Origin of the sequence: Microbulbifer sp. TB1203, assembly GCF_030997045.1 — a bacterium.
Taxonomy (GTDB): Bacteria; Pseudomonadota; Gammaproteobacteria; order Pseudomonadales; family Cellvibrionaceae; genus Microbulbifer.
This window is the reverse complement of sequence record NZ_CP116899.1, coordinates 2,660,182-2,676,659: the sequence shown is the minus strand read 5'-3', so window position 1 is coordinate 2,676,659 and position 16,478 is coordinate 2,660,182. Positions and strand designations below refer to the sequence as shown.

General features: G+C 60.3%; 14 protein-coding genes. 11 read left to right on the top strand and 3 right to left on the bottom strand.

Annotated features, from left to right (window positions below; genetic code table 11):
• Positions 1–67: 67 nt before the first annotated feature.
• Positions 68–598 (bottom strand): hypothetical protein, encoded by a 531-nt coding sequence (locus PP263_RS11185; protein WP_308368531.1) that lies wholly within the window; start codon positions 596–598, stop codon positions 68–70.
• Between the two features lie 612 nt (positions 599–1,210).
• On the opposite strand from PP263_RS11185, the gene aceE reads away from it, so the two are divergent.
• From aceE to PP263_RS11140, 9 genes are all read left to right on the top strand, one after another.
• Positions 1,211–3,880 (top strand): pyruvate dehydrogenase (acetyl-transferring), homodimeric type, encoded by a 2,670-nt coding sequence (aceE, locus tag PP263_RS11180; RefSeq protein ID WP_308368530.1) that lies wholly within the window; start codon positions 1,211–1,213, stop codon positions 3,878–3,880.
• Between the two features lie 26 nt (positions 3,881–3,906).
• Positions 3,907–5,580, top strand: coding sequence for a dihydrolipoyllysine-residue acetyltransferase (gene aceF, locus PP263_RS11175; RefSeq protein WP_308368529.1), 1,674 nt, complete (start codon positions 3,907–3,909; stop codon positions 5,578–5,580).
• Between the two features lie 226 nt (positions 5,581–5,806).
• Entirely contained in the window at positions 5,807–6,076 is a 270-nt protein-coding gene (locus PP263_RS11170; protein WP_308368528.1) for a hypothetical protein, read from the top strand.
• A gap of 83 nt (positions 6,077–6,159) precedes the next feature.
• Entirely contained in the window at positions 6,160–6,408 is a 249-nt protein-coding gene (locus tag PP263_RS11165) for a hypothetical protein (RefSeq protein WP_308368527.1), read from the top strand.
• Positions 6,398–6,763 (top strand): hypothetical protein, encoded by a 366-nt coding sequence (locus tag PP263_RS11160; RefSeq protein ID WP_308368526.1) that lies wholly within the window; start codon positions 6,398–6,400, stop codon positions 6,761–6,763. Before PP263_RS11165 ends, PP263_RS11160 begins: the two co-directional genes overlap by 11 nt.
• A 15-nt stretch (positions 6,764–6,778) precedes the next feature.
• Positions 6,779–7,636 carry a C1 family peptidase gene (locus PP263_RS11155; RefSeq protein WP_308368525.1) on the top strand — a complete coding sequence of 286 codons (858 nt, stop codon included), beginning with the start codon at positions 6,779–6,781 and terminating at the stop codon, positions 7,634–7,636.
• Positions 7,637–7,692: 56 nt separating this feature from the next.
• Positions 7,693–7,992 (top strand): DUF2188 domain-containing protein, encoded by a 300-nt coding sequence (locus tag PP263_RS11150; protein WP_308368524.1) that lies wholly within the window; start codon positions 7,693–7,695, stop codon positions 7,990–7,992.
• Between the two features lie 286 nt (positions 7,993–8,278).
• The gene (locus PP263_RS11145; protein ID WP_308368523.1) at positions 8,279–8,635 is read left to right on the top strand and encodes a hypothetical protein; all 357 of its coding nucleotides are present in this window, start codon (positions 8,279–8,281) and stop codon (positions 8,633–8,635) included.
• Positions 8,636–9,063: 428 nt separating this feature from the next.
• A complete protein-coding gene (locus PP263_RS11140) occupies positions 9,064–9,540 on the top strand; it encodes a hypothetical protein (protein ID WP_308368522.1) in 477 nt (158 codons plus the stop codon).
• A gap of 548 nt (positions 9,541–10,088) precedes the next feature.
• Here PP263_RS11140 and PP263_RS11135 read toward each other — a convergent pair.
• Together PP263_RS11135 and PP263_RS11130 are read right to left on the bottom strand one after the other, a co-directional pair.
• Positions 10,089–13,271 (bottom strand): multidrug efflux RND transporter permease subunit, encoded by a 3,183-nt coding sequence (locus PP263_RS11135; RefSeq protein ID WP_308368521.1) that lies wholly within the window; start codon positions 13,269–13,271, stop codon positions 10,089–10,091.
• Between the two features lie 151 nt (positions 13,272–13,422).
• Positions 13,423–14,565, bottom strand: a complete 1,143-nt coding sequence (locus tag PP263_RS11130) for an efflux RND transporter periplasmic adaptor subunit (RefSeq protein WP_308368520.1) — start codon at positions 14,563–14,565, stop codon at positions 13,423–13,425.
• 369 nt (positions 14,566–14,934) lie between these two features.
• Between PP263_RS11130 and PP263_RS11125 the strand changes: the two genes are divergently transcribed.
• Together PP263_RS11125 and PP263_RS11120 are read left to right on the top strand one after the other, a co-directional pair.
• Positions 14,935–15,894: an AraC family transcriptional regulator gene (locus PP263_RS11125; RefSeq protein WP_308368519.1), complete on the top strand. Its 960-nt coding sequence runs from the start codon at positions 14,935–14,937 to the stop codon at positions 15,892–15,894.
• Between the two features lie 82 nt (positions 15,895–15,976).
• On the top strand, positions 15,977–16,468 hold the full coding sequence (locus PP263_RS11120; protein WP_308368518.1) for a sigma-70 family RNA polymerase sigma factor: 492 nt from the start codon (positions 15,977–15,979) through the stop codon (positions 16,466–16,468).
• The last annotated feature ends 10 nt before the right edge of the window (positions 16,469–16,478 follow it).

The window sequence follows — 16,478 nt, the reverse complement described above, 5'->3', positions numbered from 1 at the left end:
TGACCCCATGACAAATACCGGCAACAAATGTTGCCGGTAATAAACTTGGGGCGCGATTGGTAGAGACTCAATAGAGCACTGCGCGGCGGAAAGTGCGCCGGTGGTGCCCCGCGTATGAGATCGACGTCAACGGCATGCTGATAACGTCGATGAAGACAGAGACGATATCACCGGTAGCCGGCATCTCGCCTTTCAGAACCTCCACCGTGTATATCAGATTCCTGCCCTTCAGCACCGGGTTGCGTAGCTCTACCACAACCTGGTGCAACATTTCGCCTTTGAGAATCGAGACGTCGGCATTGGGCGGGTCGGAAAGGAAGCTGTCTTTGCCCTGGCTCCAGAAGGGAATGAAGGCTTTCGTCTTCATGTTGCCGGCGATACGTTCCGGCCGGTCGGAGAAGAAGAGCGTCACCGGGCTGACGTCCTTCAATGTCAGCCGGTTGGTGCCCTTGTCGAAACTCATGCGCTTCGCCGACTGTACGAAGAGGAAATCTGTGTTGACTTGTTGGGGCTTATCGCCCGGCGGCGCGGCCGAGGTGTTGGCGACGGCCAGGCTGAGGCCGAAGAGTATCAACAGCGGGATTCGAGTCATTTTCATGGTGTATTGCTCGGTTGACGGAAAGGCGGTGCGAGTGCGGCTGTACGGGGCATGCTTTCAGAAAAACTTTAGCCAGGAATACGTGGTCGCGCCAAAGCATCGGGGTTATCGAAGCCGCACCCTGCGTTGCGCCGTCCACGGCGGACGGCCCCTCAGCCCCGGAGGTCCCCAGGAACGTGACCGAAAAGCAATTTTTGGACTCGATTTTGTAACTACTCTTAGCGGTTTTTCCGCAATATCGTCCGTATACTGGCCGATTCAGCATATATTTGTTTTAGTAATTGGTTTTAATTGTTACTAAATGTCCTATCTGGAAAAACTTTTGTAGTAATACTACAATCGCCCCCGCTTGAGGCTCGCCACGACCGTCCAGCTGCCGAGCGGCTGGCCTGGGTGGGCCAACTTTCACTGTCGAATTACGAATGGCGGAAGAGAGGTACCCTTCCTTCTGTCCCGGTAGTAAGTCGAGCCGGACGGCGATGTCAGGTTCCGCGCGATTCCTTTACCAGTGGGGCACCGCCGCCCCAGCGCTGTACTTTGTCCAGTTGCCAACATTGATTCTGAAATAAGAAAGACCGACTCGACGTCGCACAATTCGCCGAGGAGCACTTGATGCACGAAGAAACCGACAACCAGGAAACGCAGGAGTGGCTGGACGCGCTGCAGGCGGTAATCCGCCACAGCGGCAAGGAGCGTGCCGCATTTCTGCTGAAGCAGCTGTCCGAACGCGCCACTGACGCGGGGGTGAAGCTGCCCCCGGCCATCACCACCCACTACCGCAACACCATTCCGACCAGCGCGGAAAAGCGCATGCCCGGCGACCTGTTTATGGAACGCCGCATCCGCTCACTGATCCGCTGGAACGCATTGGCCATGGTGGTGCGCGCCAACCAGAACGACGACGCTCTGGGCGGGCATATCGCCAGCTTCTCCTCCGCGGCCACGCTGTACGATGTGGGCTTCAACTACTTCTTCCGCGGCAACGAAGGCGAGCAACTGGGCGATCTGATCTTCTTCCAGGGCCACAGCTCCCCGGGTATCTACGCTCGCTCCTATCTCGAGGGCCGCTTCGACGAAGAGCAGATGGACAACTTCCGCCGCGAAGTGAACGGCAACGGTCTGTCCTCCTACCCGCATCCCTGGCTGATGCCGGACTACTGGCAGTTCCCCACTGTATCCATGGGCCTGGGCCCGATTCAGGCGATCTACCAGGCGCACATGATGCGCTACCTGTCCGCCCGCGGGCTGTCTCCGCGGGGCGACCGCAAGGTATGGGCCTTCCTCGGCGACGGCGAGTGCGACGAGCCGGAAACCCTCGGCGCCATCTCCCTGGCCGGCCGTGAGAACCTCGAGAACCTGGTGTTCGTGGTCAACTGCAACCTGCAGCGCCTCGACGGCCCGGTGCGCGGCAACGGCAAGATCGTCCAGGAACTGGAAGGCGTCTTCCGCGGCGCCGGCTGGAACGTGATCAAGGTCCTTTGGGGGCGCCTGTGGGACCCGCTGCTGGAAAAAGACGACAAGGGCCTGCTGCAGAAAGTCATGGACGAGGTGGTCGATGGCGAGATGCAGAACTTCAAGGCCAACGGCGGGGCCTATACCCGCGAGCATTTCTTCGGCAAGTACCCGGAACTGCTGGAGATGGTCAAAGACCTCTCCGATGATGAAATCATGAAGCTGAACCGCGGCGGCCACGACCCCTACAAGGTCTACGCCGCCTACGCCGAGGCCATGGCCAGCAAGGGTCAGCCCACGGTAATCCTGGCGCAGACGGTAAAAGGCTACGGCCTGGGCGCCGCCGGTGAAGCGGCCATGGATACCCACTCGGTGAAGAAGCTGGACCTGGACGCCCTCAAGCGCTTCCGCGACCGCTTCGGTATCCCGCTGTCCGATAAGGAGCTGGAGGAGGTTCCCTACTACCGCCCGGCACCGGACAGCCCGGAAATGAAATATATGGCCGAGCGCCGCAAGTCCCTGGGCGGCCCGGTGCCGTCGCGCAAGGCGGACTTCCCCGCATTGAAGGTGCCCGGCCTGGACGCCTTCAGCGCCCTGACCAAGGGCTCCGGCGACCGCGAAATTTCCACCACCATGGCCTTCGTGCGCGCCATCGCCGCGCTGGTGAAGGACAAGAACATGGGCCAGAACGTGGCGCCCATCGTCCCCGACGAGGCGCGCACTTTCGGTATGGAAGGCCTGTTCCGCCAGTTGGGCATCTACTCTTCCCAAGGGCAGAAATACACCCCGGTCGACCACGGCCAGATCATGTATTACAAGGAAGACAAGAAGGGCCAAGTGCTGGAAGAGGGCATCAACGAGGCCGGCGCCATGTCCGCGTGGATTGCCCTGGCGACCGCCTACAGCAACCACGGCGTGCCCATGGTGCCCTTCTATATCTACTACTCCATGTTCGGCTTCCAGCGCATCGGCGACCTGGCCTGGGCCGCCGGCGACATGCAGGCGCGGGGCTTCCTGATTGGCGCCACCGCCGGCCGCACCACCCTGAACGGCGAGGGCCTGCAGCACCAGGACGGCCACAGCCACGTGCTGGCGTCCACCATCCCGAACTGCAAGAGCTACGATCCGGCCTACGGCTATGAGCTGGCGGTCATTATCCAGCACGGCCTGAAGGAGATGTACGAGGAGAAGAAGAACGTCTTCTACTACATCACCATCGAGAACGAGAACTACCTGCAGCCGGAAATGCCCCAGGGCGTGGAAGAGGGCATTATCCGCGGTATCTACCGCGTCAGGTCCGGAGCCAAGAAAAGCGGCAAAGGCAAGGCGGCCAAGAAGCATGTCCAACTGATCGGTGGTGGCACCATCCTGCGCGAAGTGCTGGCCGGGGCGGAAATCCTCGCGAAGGAGTTCGGCGTGACCTCCGACGTGTGGAATCTCACCTCCGGCGTGGAAGCCGCCCGCGAGGGACAGGACGTGGCGCGCTGGAATATGCTGCACCCGGAGGACGAACCGCGTAAACCCTGGATTACCCAGCAGTTCGAAGGCAACGAATTCCCGGTGGTGGCCGCCACCGACTACATTCGTTCCTACGTGGAGCCGCTGCGGGAATTCATTCCCGGCGACCTCACGGTACTGGGCACAGACGGCTTCGGCCGCAGCGACTCCCGCGAACAGCTGCGCCGCTTCTTCGAAGTGGATCGCAACTATGTGGTCGTCGCCGCGCTGAATGGCCTGGCGAAGCAGGGCGTGATTGACGCAAAAGAAGTGAGCGAGGCCATCCGCAAGCTCAATGTCGATCCGGAAAAAATTAACCCGCGTATCAGCTGAGGCACGCTCGAAAGGAAGGCAAAAACATGGCAAAGCAAGTCATTAAAGTGCCTGATCTCGGCGGTGCCGATCAGGTGGACGTAATTGAAATCACCGTGGCGGCGGGCGATACCGTCGCGGAAGAGGATTCGCTGATCGTTGTGGAGGGCGACAAGGCCTCCATGGACGTGCCCTCTCCCTATGCGGGCAAAATCCTCAGCATCTCCGTGTCCGAAGGGGACAAGGTCTCCGAGGGCGATGTGATCGGCGAGATCGAAACAGAGGCCGAGGGCGAGGCAAAGGACGAGGAAAAGGCGGAGGCCGAGCCGGAGGAGAAAACCTCTGGGCCGGAAAAAACCGAAGAGGAGTCGGCCGAGACCACCGGTGGTGAAACCTCCGAAGCCGGCGAGGAAAAGGAAGAATCCATCACCATCCCCGACCTGGGTGGTGCCGACCAGGTGGACGTGATCGAAATCTGCGTAAAGCCCGGCGACGAAGTGGCCGAGGGCGATTCGCTGGTGGTGCTGGAGGGCGACAAGGCCTCCATGGACGTTCCCTCGCCGGCTTCCGGCACAGTGGTTTCCATCGCGGTGAAGGAGGGCGACAAGGTCTCCGCCGGTGACGACCTGGGCGTGTTGAAAGTAGTGTCCTCCGGCGCTGCGAAGCAATCTGTGGAAGAAAAACCCGCGGAAGAGAAACCCAAGGAGAAGGAAGCTCCGGCCAAAGAGGAAAAGCCTGCCGAAACGGCCGAACCCCCCGCGGCACCGCAGAAGGACCACCAGGTGGAGCGGGACCTCACCGTTTCCGCGGAAGTCTACGCCGGCCCCGCGGTGCGCAAGCTGGCGCGGGAACTGGGCGTGACCCTGAACAAGGTCAAGCCCAGCGGTCCGCGGAGCCGCGTGACCAAGGACGACCTGCACACCTATATCAAGGAGCAGGTGAAAAAGGCGGAGAGCGGGGGCGCCCTGGGCGTCGGCGCCGGTATCGGCATTGCCAAGATGCCGGACGTGGACTTCGGCCAGTTCGGCCCGGTAACCGCCGAGCCCATGTCCAAGATCCACAAGCTCACCGCCGCCAATATGGCCCGCAACTGGCTCAACGTGCCCCACGTCACCCAGTTCGACGACGCGGATATCACCGAGCTGGAGGAATTCCGCAAATCCATGAAGGCGGAGGCGGAAAAGCGCGGCGTGAGACTCACCCCCGTGCCCTTCCTGCTCAAGGCCGCCGCCGCCGCGTTGCGCGCCGAGCCCAGCTTCAACGTATCGCTGCACAACGACGGCGAACACATTGTGCGCAAGGACTACGTGCATATCGGCATGGCGGTGGATACACCCAAGGGCCTGATGGTGCCGGTGATCCGCGACGTGGACCGCAAGGGCTTGTACGAACTGGCCGAAGAGGCCAGTGAGATGGCGCTGAAGGCGCGTGACGGCAAGCTGAAACCCCGGGACATGCAGGGCGCCTGCTTCACCATTTCCAGTCTCGGCGCCATCGGCGGCACCGGCTTTACGCCGATCGTCAACGCGCCGGAAGTGGGTATCCTCGGTGTTTCCAAGCTGAGTGTGCAGCCGGTGTGGAACGGTAAGGAGTTTGTACCCAGGCAGATGCTGCCGCTGGCGCTGTCCTACGACCACCGCGCGGTAAACGGCAGCGATGCGGGGCGCTTTATGACCTACCTGGTCGACGTGCTGGGCGACGTGCGCCGCCTGTTGCTCTGACCCGCCACCACTCTCCTGTAGGAGCGGCGGGGCGGCCATCCGCCCATGGCCGCGATCGATGGTGAAGTTGTCACACCGATCGCGGCCATGTGCCGCCCGCTCCTATGTATATACTCGATGAATTCCGCGCATAAATTATCGCCCACCCCCTAGCCAAAAATCCCGCCAGCTACACTGAAGAATACAAACCTTTCGCGCCACTCTGAAAGTAAAGAGGTATTCGGAAATGAAGCGCATAGGGACATTCGCCCTGCCGGTGGTAACAGCGCTGGCCCTGCAAGGCTGCATTCTTCTTCCCGTCGACGACAAGGACGGCTTCGATCCCTTCTTTTTCGACCCGGATGACAACAGTCACAGCGCCGACTTCGTCGAGGTCGGCAATTACCAACCCAATTCCTATGCGCCGCCGGCGGCAAGCCGCCACTGCAGTGTGGAGGGGGAAATGCAATCGGTGGGTTCCGCCTGCTGGTTTTTTCCGGTAATGCGGGTCTACTGATCCCGGGACTTAAAGGAATAGCCCCCCTCTCCCGTTGGGGAGAGGGGATGGGGGAGAGGGGCCACCCTACGGAGGAATTTCCCATGCCGAAACGGACGATATTTTTTTTCGCATCCGCCGCCTCTTTGCTGCTCGCCGGTTGCGGTGTTACCAACCCCCGCGAGCAAGTGGTCTATCCCCACAGCAAACCGATTCCCCGTGCCGCCCATGCGGAGCAGAGGACCAGCTGTCCCGGCGACGCCGAGGAACTCGCTCCCGGCTCCATCTGCCCGCCGAGCGCCCAGTGTTTCGAAATTTACGGCGGCCGGCGCTGTATCGTCTATGAAAGGTAAATTTGCAATAACCGCGCTCGCCGCGGCCTCACTGATCAGCGGCTGCGCCGGTTGGGACGGCTTCTGGAACGACCTCTGCGGCACCCCGCAGGTCTACACTCACCAGCCCATTCCGCTGGAGGAAATGCCGGCCTTCCCGCGCCACTGCCTGCCGGGTGACACGGAAGTGATGGCCTATTCCCAGTGCCCGGTCGGTGAAGCGGCCTGCTACCAGCTGGATACCGGCAACTGGTGTACCGGTATCAGCATGGCCCAGTGCCCGGGCGGCGCCATCCCCATCGCCGTTGACGTGCAATGTCCGGTCGCCGGCAGTTGCTGGATGCATTCCAGCGGCCTGCGCTGCCACTCGGTGTAGCAAAGGAGTACGGCTATGCGGCAGATACACGGCCGCGGGCTCGGTTGGAATCGCGATCTCCCGGATATTCGCGATTACACACCCTCGACAAAATCGGTGTCGGGAATACTCGGTAAGTCCACACCGCTGAAGCAGGCGCTGAAGGCGCCGCCGCCCTCAGTGGACCTACGCGAATTCTGTTCGCCGATCGAAGACCAGGGGCAGCTGGGTTCCTGTACCGCCCACGCCGGTGTCGGCATGCTGGAATACTTTGAGCGGAGAGCCTTCGGCAAACACCTGGATGCTTCACGGCTGTTCCTCTACAAGGTGACCCGGCAATTACTCGGTTTCACCGGAGACGACGGCGCCTTTCTGCGCGACACTATGAAAGCGATGGTTTTGTTCGGTGTTCCGGCGGAAAAGTACTGGCCCTACGATCCCGAGAAGTTCAACGATGACCCCAGCAGCTTCTGTTTCACCTTCGCACAAAGCTACAAGGCGATCGAGTACTTCCGTCTCGACCCGCCGGATGTGGACAGAAGTGAACTGCTCGGCAGGATCAAGGAGAGCCTCGCCGGCCAGTTGACGGCGATGTTCGGCTTTACGGTTTACTCCTCCATGCCGCCTCCGGGCGACGGCAAAGGTGAGATTCCTTTCCCGACCACCGGCGACTCCTTCGAGGGCGGCCATGCGGTGCTCGCCGTCGGCTATGATGATAAAAAGAAAATCGCCGGTGAAAAGGGCGCCCTGCTGATTCGCAATTCCTGGGGAACGGGCTGGGGCGTGGAGGGCTACGGTTGGCTGCCCTATGCTTATGTTGAAGCCGGGTTGGCGACGGACTTCTGGTCCATGGTCAGAGCCGATTTCATCGATACCGATTTGTTCAAGGCCTGATGTGCCGTCCGGCCCGTTCGATGGGTTTTTTATCTGCAACAGTCGAGGAGGTTCGCATGCAGAGTTATCACATCACCAAAGAGGGCGATCACTGGAAACTGGCCAGGGAGGGCTCCGCTCGAGCCTCGCTGACCGCGGAAACCAAACGTGAGATTATCAGTGCCACCAGTACCTTTATGAAGGGCAAGGAGGCCTCGGTAAAGATCCACAAACTGGATGGCGGGGTTCAGGAGGAGAGGACCTATGTGACCGGGAGCAATTCTCGCGGAACCAGTTCCCGCGCAAGCAGTTCCCGCGGGAAAAAGTCCGAGTCCCGCAAAACCAAGTCGGCCCGGCGCCCGCGCCGTCTTCAGTGACGATAAGCTTCACTTGAGTTGCCGGCAAAGTGCCGGGGCGGGGATTCTGGAACCATTGGCTCCCAAATCCCGGCCCCGGCACTTTCGCTTCGATTCGCAGTTTTAGCCTTTGTCGGCGCCCCGGCCCAAAGGTTCCTAATGATAAGGCTTGATCAAAGCCCATAGAACAAATCCCGCCGTTTCCTGCAATCAAATATTTCGTGTAAAGTTTATATGTCCGCCTGCCGGGTACAAGAACCGGGCTGCGACATAGAGAGAATGTTCAATAATTCCATAGAGACAGGATATGAGCTGGATAGGGGGCGTGCTGATCGCGATAGACCAGCTGGGCAATGCAATTGCCGGAGGCAACCCGGATGCCACCATTTCCGCGCGGACCGGTTATTTTGCCAGGGTGGAAGACACCCCGTTCAAGCCCTACTGGGAAGTGATGGAGCGGGTCATCGATTTTACCTTTCTGCCAATCGACGGCCCGGATCACTGCTACAACGCCTACCTGTCAGATAAGGACGAGAAAAATGAAGAGGGTAGCGATATCATGCGCGGCCTGCTGGGGATTATCGTCATTCTGGTCTGTATTCCCCTCTCTGTCGTCACCAGGATCTATACCTTTGTTTTTCCCTGGACGAAATATAGAATCTGAGCCCCGGGAAAATTGATAACAGGCGCTTTTCGGCTGTTGGCCGGGACTGAAAGCGCTGTTCGGACAGCGTGCAATTATGCTGGATACACTGAGAGTGGCACTTGGATATGTCAGCGAACATAAAGTCCTATGTCTATAAAATTATTGACGAAATTTAAAAAAGCGGGGCGGATATTATTAGGAATAGTTTTGCACTGTATGTTTTTGCGCTGGCGTCAATTAAGGTTTTTAAGAGGTGTTGAATTATGTATTTTAGAGGTATATTTTTCCGAGCGGAAACTGGTCGTGGCGTTTATGTATGTAAATCCTGCCATGGGGGGGTGTCTTCAGATGCTCGGGCCGGTTTGAGGTGCTGGGGTCAGGTGATTTGAAACTGGTATCTGTCGGTAAGCTGGATGGTTTAATTAGATTTTTTGCGAGGTGATCTCATGGATCTGACTTGGGTTATCATATTTTTTCTTGCAGCCGCATCGTTTGGCTTTATTTGCGTCAAACTACGTAAATTGATTGTTTGTAAAATAGAATGTTTTGCTCGTGATGCGGGGATGAAAAGCACTTCTGGTTTTTTTTCCTATATTGAGGGTGATTACTTTTCCGTAAAAGGGCGGCTTTTGAGTGCAAAGAAAGTTCATAAAGAATATGTCCGCGCATTGGGGCCCAGTAATTTTGTAATCCACAGGTGTCAAGTTAATCTTTCTGTGGAGTATAGAGTTAGAGGCAAGAGATATGTTTGTGATAGGTCCATTTTTAGTATGGTTCCAAATAGCGACGAGTTGCTTGCGGATAAGGCGATGTCGCTAGTGCGGTCGTCAAAAAATATAAAAGTTTATTATCGTGATGAATCTAACCATGACGCGTATATCATTGTTGGTGGTGTCAAGAGTTGGTCTTCTCTTGGGGGTTAATTGATAAATCTACATAGGTGTTGAATGTGCTTTTGTGTGTGAGTTCTTTGCGTCGTTTATTTTTTATATTTCCTTTTTAGGGGCCTCAGCGGAATCTGTGGATCTGAAACCCGCTCAATAGGGGCTCCGCCCCTAGTGGCCGTAGGGTGCGCCGTGCGCACCGAAAGGCTCTGGAGCCCGCATCTGCTCTGATGTGGTGCGCTCGGCGCACTCTGCGTCGCTCAGCTAAGAGCCTGTTTAACGCCTTCGAAAATTCGATCCCAGCGCAGGGCCGGCATGGATGCCTCTTTCCGGGACACGGGCTGGGCGCCCCCTTAAATCCCTGTACACTCGTAATCGGCATCCATGCCTCACAAATCTGCCGGAGCAGATTTGGACGCCGAAGGCGCCCGCAGGGCGAGCGCCAGGGATGGCGCGAGTCATACGATCCCGGAAATAGGCGTCCATACCGGCCGGGCGAACCTCGCGCGAGACTCCAAACAGGCTCTAAGTGGCGGTTTTGATGCGAAGCCCACGGTAGCAGGCCCGCCCATTCTTTAAATTGCCACTCAGTTTTGCACCGCAACCACAGCCTGCTCCAGGCGCGCCGGCTCGCCCGCGCTGCGGCCGTGCCCCGCCAGCTTGCGCAGCGCCACATAGAAAACCGGCGTCAGCAACAGCCCGAACAGGGTCACGCCGATCATGCCGGTAAACACCGTCACGCCCATGGCGTTGCGCACCTCGGCGCCGGCGCCGCTGGCCAGTACCAGCGGTACCACGCCGGCGATAAAGGCCACCGAGGTCATAATGATCGGCCTCAGGCGCAGACGGCAGGCTTCCAGGGCCGCGCGCATCGGATCGAATCCGTCATTGATTTCCAGCTCGCGGGCGAACTCAACGATCAGGATGGCGTTCTTGCACGCCAGCCCCATCAGTACCACCAGGCCCACCTGTACGAACACGTTGTTGTCGCCGCCGGTCAGCCACACGCCGAACAGCGCCGCCAGCATACACATGGGCACGATCAGGATCACCGCCAGCGGCAGCACCCAGCTCTCGTAGAGTGCGGCGAGTACCAGGAACACCAGCAGCAGCGCCAGGGGAAAGACCAGCATGGCCGCATTGCCTTGGGTGACCTGTTCGAAGCTCAGGTCGGTCCACTGGATATTCATGCCGCCGGGCAGCGTCTGTTCCGCCACTTTTTCCACTGCCGCCAGCGCCTGGCTGGAGGACAGCATCGCCGGGTCCGACTGGCCGATCAAATCCGCCGCCGGGTAGCCGTTGTAGCGGATCACCGGGTCCGGGCCGAAACTCTGGCGCAGGGTGACCATGGTATTGATGGGCACCATTTCGCCGCGGTCGTTGCGGGTGTAGAGGTGGTCGATATCGCTCACTTCATCGCGGAAGGGCGCGTCCGCCTGGGCCATGACCCGGTAGGTGCGGCCGAATAAATTGAAATCGTTGATATACAGGGATCCAAAATACAGTTGCAGGGTGCCGAACAAATCGTCTAGGCGCACACCCTGCGCCTTGGCCTGCAACCGGTCCACCTCCGCATCCAGCTGCGGCACATTGGCCTGGTAGGAACTGAACGGGTAGCTGAGACCCGGTGACTGGCTGAGCGCGCCGGCCAATTGGTTGGTGGCGGTCTGCAGCGCGCCGTAGCCAGCGCCGGTGCGGTCCTGTACGTACAGGGAATAGCCGGAACCGGCACCGAGGCCGAAGATGGGCGGCGGCATAAAGGTGACGGCGAAGCCCTCTTTGATCTGTGCCAGTTTGCCATTCAGTTCCGCAGCAATTTCCTGCGCGCTGCGATCACGTTCACTGAAATCGTCGAAGAGCACAAACACCGTGCCCACATTCGGCGTGTTGGTGCGCTGCAGCGCGTTGAAGCCCACGAACCCGGCCGCGTGGGAAACCCCCTCAGTTTCCAGCGCAAGCTCGGTCACCCTGCGGGCGACTTCCTCGGTGCGGTCCAGCGAGGCGCCCTCCGGCAACCGGATACTGCCCACCAGATAGGTTTTGTCCTGGGTGGGAATAAAGCCGCCGGGGACCTGGTTGAACATAAATATCGTTCCGGCGAGTAGCAGTGCATAGAGGCCAAACACCAGGCCGCGACGGCTGAGGCTGCGGCCCACCATTCCCTGGTAGCGCTCGGCGTTGCGCTGGAAAAAGCGGTTGAACGGACGGAAGATCCAGCCGAACAGACGATCGATAACCCGTGCCGGCAGATCCGGCGCGGCGCCGTGGGGTTTCAGCAGTGTCGCCGCCAGTGCCGGCGACAGGGTCAGCGAGTTGATCGCGGAAATCACCGTGGCAATGGCGATGGCCATGGCGAACTGACGATAGAACTGGCCGATGACGCCGTCGAGGAACGCCATGGGCACGAATACGGCGCAGAGCACCAGGCTGATGGCGACAATGGGTCCGCTCACCTCGCGCATCGCCTGGTGCGCGGCGGCCAGTGGGGTCAACCCTTCCTCGATATTGCGCTCGACGTTTTCCACCACCACTATGGCATCGTCCACCACGATACCGATGGCCAGCACCATGCCGAATAATGTCAGTGTGTTGATGGAAAAGCCCAGTACCAGCAGCACCGCAAAGGTGCCGATAATCGACACCGGCACAGCCAGCAGTGGAATCAGCGAGGCGCGCCAAGTCTGCAAGAACAGAATCACCACTAGTACCACCAGCAGCACCGCTTCCAGCAGAGTTTTGATCACCGCCTTGATGGACGTGCTGACAAAAACCGTAGGGTCGTAGGCGATCTCCCAGTCCAGCCCTTCGGGAAACTGCTCGTCCAGTTCGTTCATTTTTTCCCGGACCGCGCGGGAAACTTCCAGGGAGTTGGAACCGGGCGCCTGGAAAATCGGCAGCGCCACCGCCTGGCGACCGTTGAGCAGCGCGCGCAGCGCATCCTGCGAAGAGGCCAGCTCTATGCGCGCCACGTCGCGCAACCGGGTGATCTCGCCGTCGTCGCCGGTTTTGAGCACCACATCGCCAAACTCCTCGGCGCTCTCCAGGCGGCCCTTGGCGTTGATGGAAATCAGGAAGTCGTTTTCCCCGGGCATGGGTTGGGCGCCGATCTGGCCTGCGGAGACCTGCACATTCTGCTCGCGCACCGCGCTGACGATATCCGCCGAGGTGACACTGAGCGCCGCGGCTTTCTGCGGGTCCACCCACAGGCGCATGGCGTAGTCGCCGGAACCGAACAGTCCCGCCTGGCCGACGCCGGGAATACGCGCGAGTTCATCGCGGATATGTAACACCGCATAGTTGCGGATATAGGTGGCATCGAAGCGGTCGTCCGGCGACAGCAGATGTACCGCCATCATCAGGTTGGGGGACTGCTTCTGTGTCGTGACACCCTGGCGACGTACATCCTCCGGCAGCCGCGGCAGGGCCTGGGACACGCGGTTTTGCACCTGTACCTGGGCCAGGTCCGGATCGGTGCCCAGTTTAAAAGTCACGGTGAGCGACAATGTGCCGTCGCTGCCGGCGACGGATTTCATATAGATCATATTCTCCACACCGTTGATGGCCTCTTCCAACGGCGTGGCGACGGTTTCCGAAATGGTTTTCGGGTTGGCGCCGGGATAGCTGGCCGTGACCGCTACGCTGGGCGGCACCACCTCCGGGTATTCGCTGACGGGCAGCAGCGGAATACTGATCAGGCCCACCACGAAAATAATGATCGACAGCACCGAGGCGAAAATGGGCCGGTCGACGAAGAAACGGGAAAAATTCATACAGGATCATCCAAAGTGCGGCATTGGGGTATCGCACTAAATTTTGAAACTTGAATCTGTTTTTGTAGGAGCGGCCCATGGCCGCGATCGGGTTCTCGCTCGGAGTCCGATCGCGGCCATGGGCCGCTCCTACAGGAAGAGTGTTTGGTGATCAGCGCGCGGCGAGCAGCCGGTCGGGATCCTGCTCGCGCATCTGCACCAGCTGCGGCTCCACCTGCACACCGGCGGCGAAGATTTTCTGCAGGCCGTTGACGACTATCCGCTCGCCGGAATCCAGGCCGTGGCGGATCACCACCAGTTCATCCATCTGCGGCCCGGCTTCCACTTCGCGGCGGACCACGCGGTTTTCCCCGTCCACCACATACACGAAGCGGCGGTCCTGGTCGGTGAGCACCGCCTTTCGGTTCACCAGCACCGCACGGCTCAACTGCTCCGTGGGCATCTGTACGCGGGCGAATTGACCGGGCTTGAAGGTGCCGGTGGGGTTCGGGATCACGGCGCGAAACTGTATGGTGCCGGTGTGGCTGTTCAGGCGGTTGTCGATAAAATCCAGCTGCCCGCGGTGGGGAAAGCCCGGCTCCCCGGCCAGCCCCACCCGTACCTCCGGATGTTGCTCGGGGGTGAAAAAGCTGCGGCTGGCAACAAAGGTCTGTTGGTCGCTCTCGAAATAGACATACATGGGGTCGACTGAAACCAGCGTGGTCAGGAGTGTCTGGTCTGCGCTGGCCAGGTTGCCGCGGGTGATAAAGGCGCGCCCGACCCGGCCGCTGATCGGCGCCTTGACCTGGGTGTACTGCAGATCCAGACGGGCATTTTCCAGCGCGGCTTCGGCGGCATCCACCGCCGCCTTGGCGGAATCCCGCGTGGCGTTGCGCCGATCGAATTCGTCGCGGGAAATCGCGCGGCTTTTCAGCAGCTGTTGAGCGCGCTCCGCCTGGCTCCGGGCCAGGGTCAGCTGGCTGCGCGCACTGGCCAGTTCCGCCTGCGCCGCGCGCTCGCGGGCGCGATAGGGGCGGGGATCGATGGAAAACAGCAGATCGCCGCGCTGCACCAGTTCACCCTCGGTGAAGGCGACCTGCTCGATATAGCCGCTGACCCGGGGCCTCAGCTCCACCGTTTCCGGCGCGGCCACGCGGCCGGTGAAATCGTTCCAGAGCGTGGCCGGCTCGGCCAGCACTTCGGCGACTTCCACCACCGGTGGCGGCGCCTGTCGGGCGCCCTGCTTATCGGCACCGCATGCCGCCAGCGCGGTTGCAGCCAGAACAAGAAAAGTGGTTTGCAGAATTCTTGCCATAACAAAATTAACTCCCTGGGTTACGGAAGAGTGGAAAGGGGCTTCTCTCCTGATGGACGGTAACCATACCGGTGAAGGGGGGTGGGGCGGTATCCGGTTACTGTGCGGTGATTGCCTAATCCTGTTTTGCGATATTGAGAGGCTTTGCCGGGTTGAGTTGGGCTGGCACCTGGTTGCGCAATTGTTGCAAAGCTGTGCGCGTGAAACCCAAGCGCACCAATAGTTGGCGGGATACAGATGGATTGCACATTGCTGCAGGGTAATTGCCTAATTCTGCAAAAGTCTAAGAGGGTTGCCCAAAACTCCGTATACTGGCCGCCGGTATGGTTGGCAAATGCCCGGTGATGACCGGGCGGTGAGGAGTTGGTTATGGCTGTGGAGCACAGGCAAGTCGGCGCGGGGGAAGCGGATATCGAGGCGGTGCGCAGGAAGCTCGCGCACAGAATACAGCAGTGGACGCCGGAGCAGGGAATGCAGTATTCGACCCTGGACGGAGTGGGGTTGATCCGCTCCGATACCGCGACCAGTTGTACCTCTTCGGTATACGAACCCTGCCTGGGCTTTATCGTGCAGGGCAGCAAAACCCTGCAACTGGGCGACAAGGAAATCTCCTACGGCTCCCCGAGCTACCTGGCCTCTTCGGTGCACCTGCCAGTGGTGGCGCAGGTGGTGGAGGCTTCCCCCGAGGAGCCCTACCTGGCGGTGAAGTTGGTGGTGGACCCGCAGGAGGTGACCGACCTGGTGCTGGACCTGGGGGACAAGGCCCCGGAACTCGACCCGGCGTTCACCTGCCCGGAAATCTCCTGCGGCCTGTGCGTCGCGCAAATGGATCTTGGCATGCTGGAGGCGGTAAACCGTTTGGTGGGGTTGCTGGAGACCCCCGCGGATGCGCCGATACTGGCGCCGCTGGCGCGCCGGGAAATCCTCTACCGCGCGCTGATGGGCGAGATGGGTGCGCGCATGCGCAAGTTCGCCGTGGCGGACAGCCAGGCCAACCGCATCTCGCGGGTGATCGCCCTGCTCAAAGACCGCTTCTCCGAGCCGCTGCGCATTCGCGACCTGGCGGGGGAGGCCAATATGAGCGAGTCGTCCCTGTACCACAGTTTCAAGCAGGTCACGCGCATGTCGCCGTTGCAGTTCCAGAAAAAACTGCGCCTGCACGAAGCGCGCCGGCTGATGCTGGCCGAGGGGCTTGAGGCGGCCTCCGCCAGCTATCGGGTGGGCTACGAGAGCCCGTCCCATTTCAGCCGCGAGTACAGCCGCATGTTCGGCGCGCCGCCGCGGGCGGATGTGAGCAAGCTGCGCGGGGAGCAGCGGGTGTCGGCCTGAGGCTTCGCCTGAACTGCTTCTCCACCAAACTGTAACATTGCCGCGCTAAACTCCGGTGCCTGAACCTCTGCGAAGTTCGAGCATGCCTGAGTTGAATGTCCCACAGGAGGCGCTCTGCCGGGAACTGGTCGAGGGCAGTCCCCGCATCAAACGCTATCTCAGCCGCCACGCCGCGGATGCCAGCGAGGCGGCGGATTTTTACCAGGAGTCCATCGCCCGCGTGCTGGAGCAGGCGCGCGAGCAGCCCATCCACAACCCGGTGGCCTACGCCATCCGGGTGGCGCGCAATCTGATTATCAATCGCCCCGCGCCCAGCTACGACGACGAGCGTGAACTGGCCTGTCCCGGCCCCTCGCCGGAGGAGAGCGCCAGCCGCGCCCAGCGCGTGGCGCTGTTGACCCGTGCACTGGAATCCATGCCGCCCCTGCGCCGCTCCGTATTTGTCCGCCGACGACTGCACGGTGACAGCCGCGCGACCATCGCCCGGGAACTGGGGATCAGTGAGGAAGCGGTGAAGAAACATATCAGCCGCGCCCTGTGCGATCTGCAGCGCATGCTGGACAGGGAGGTCTGACAGTGGGCAG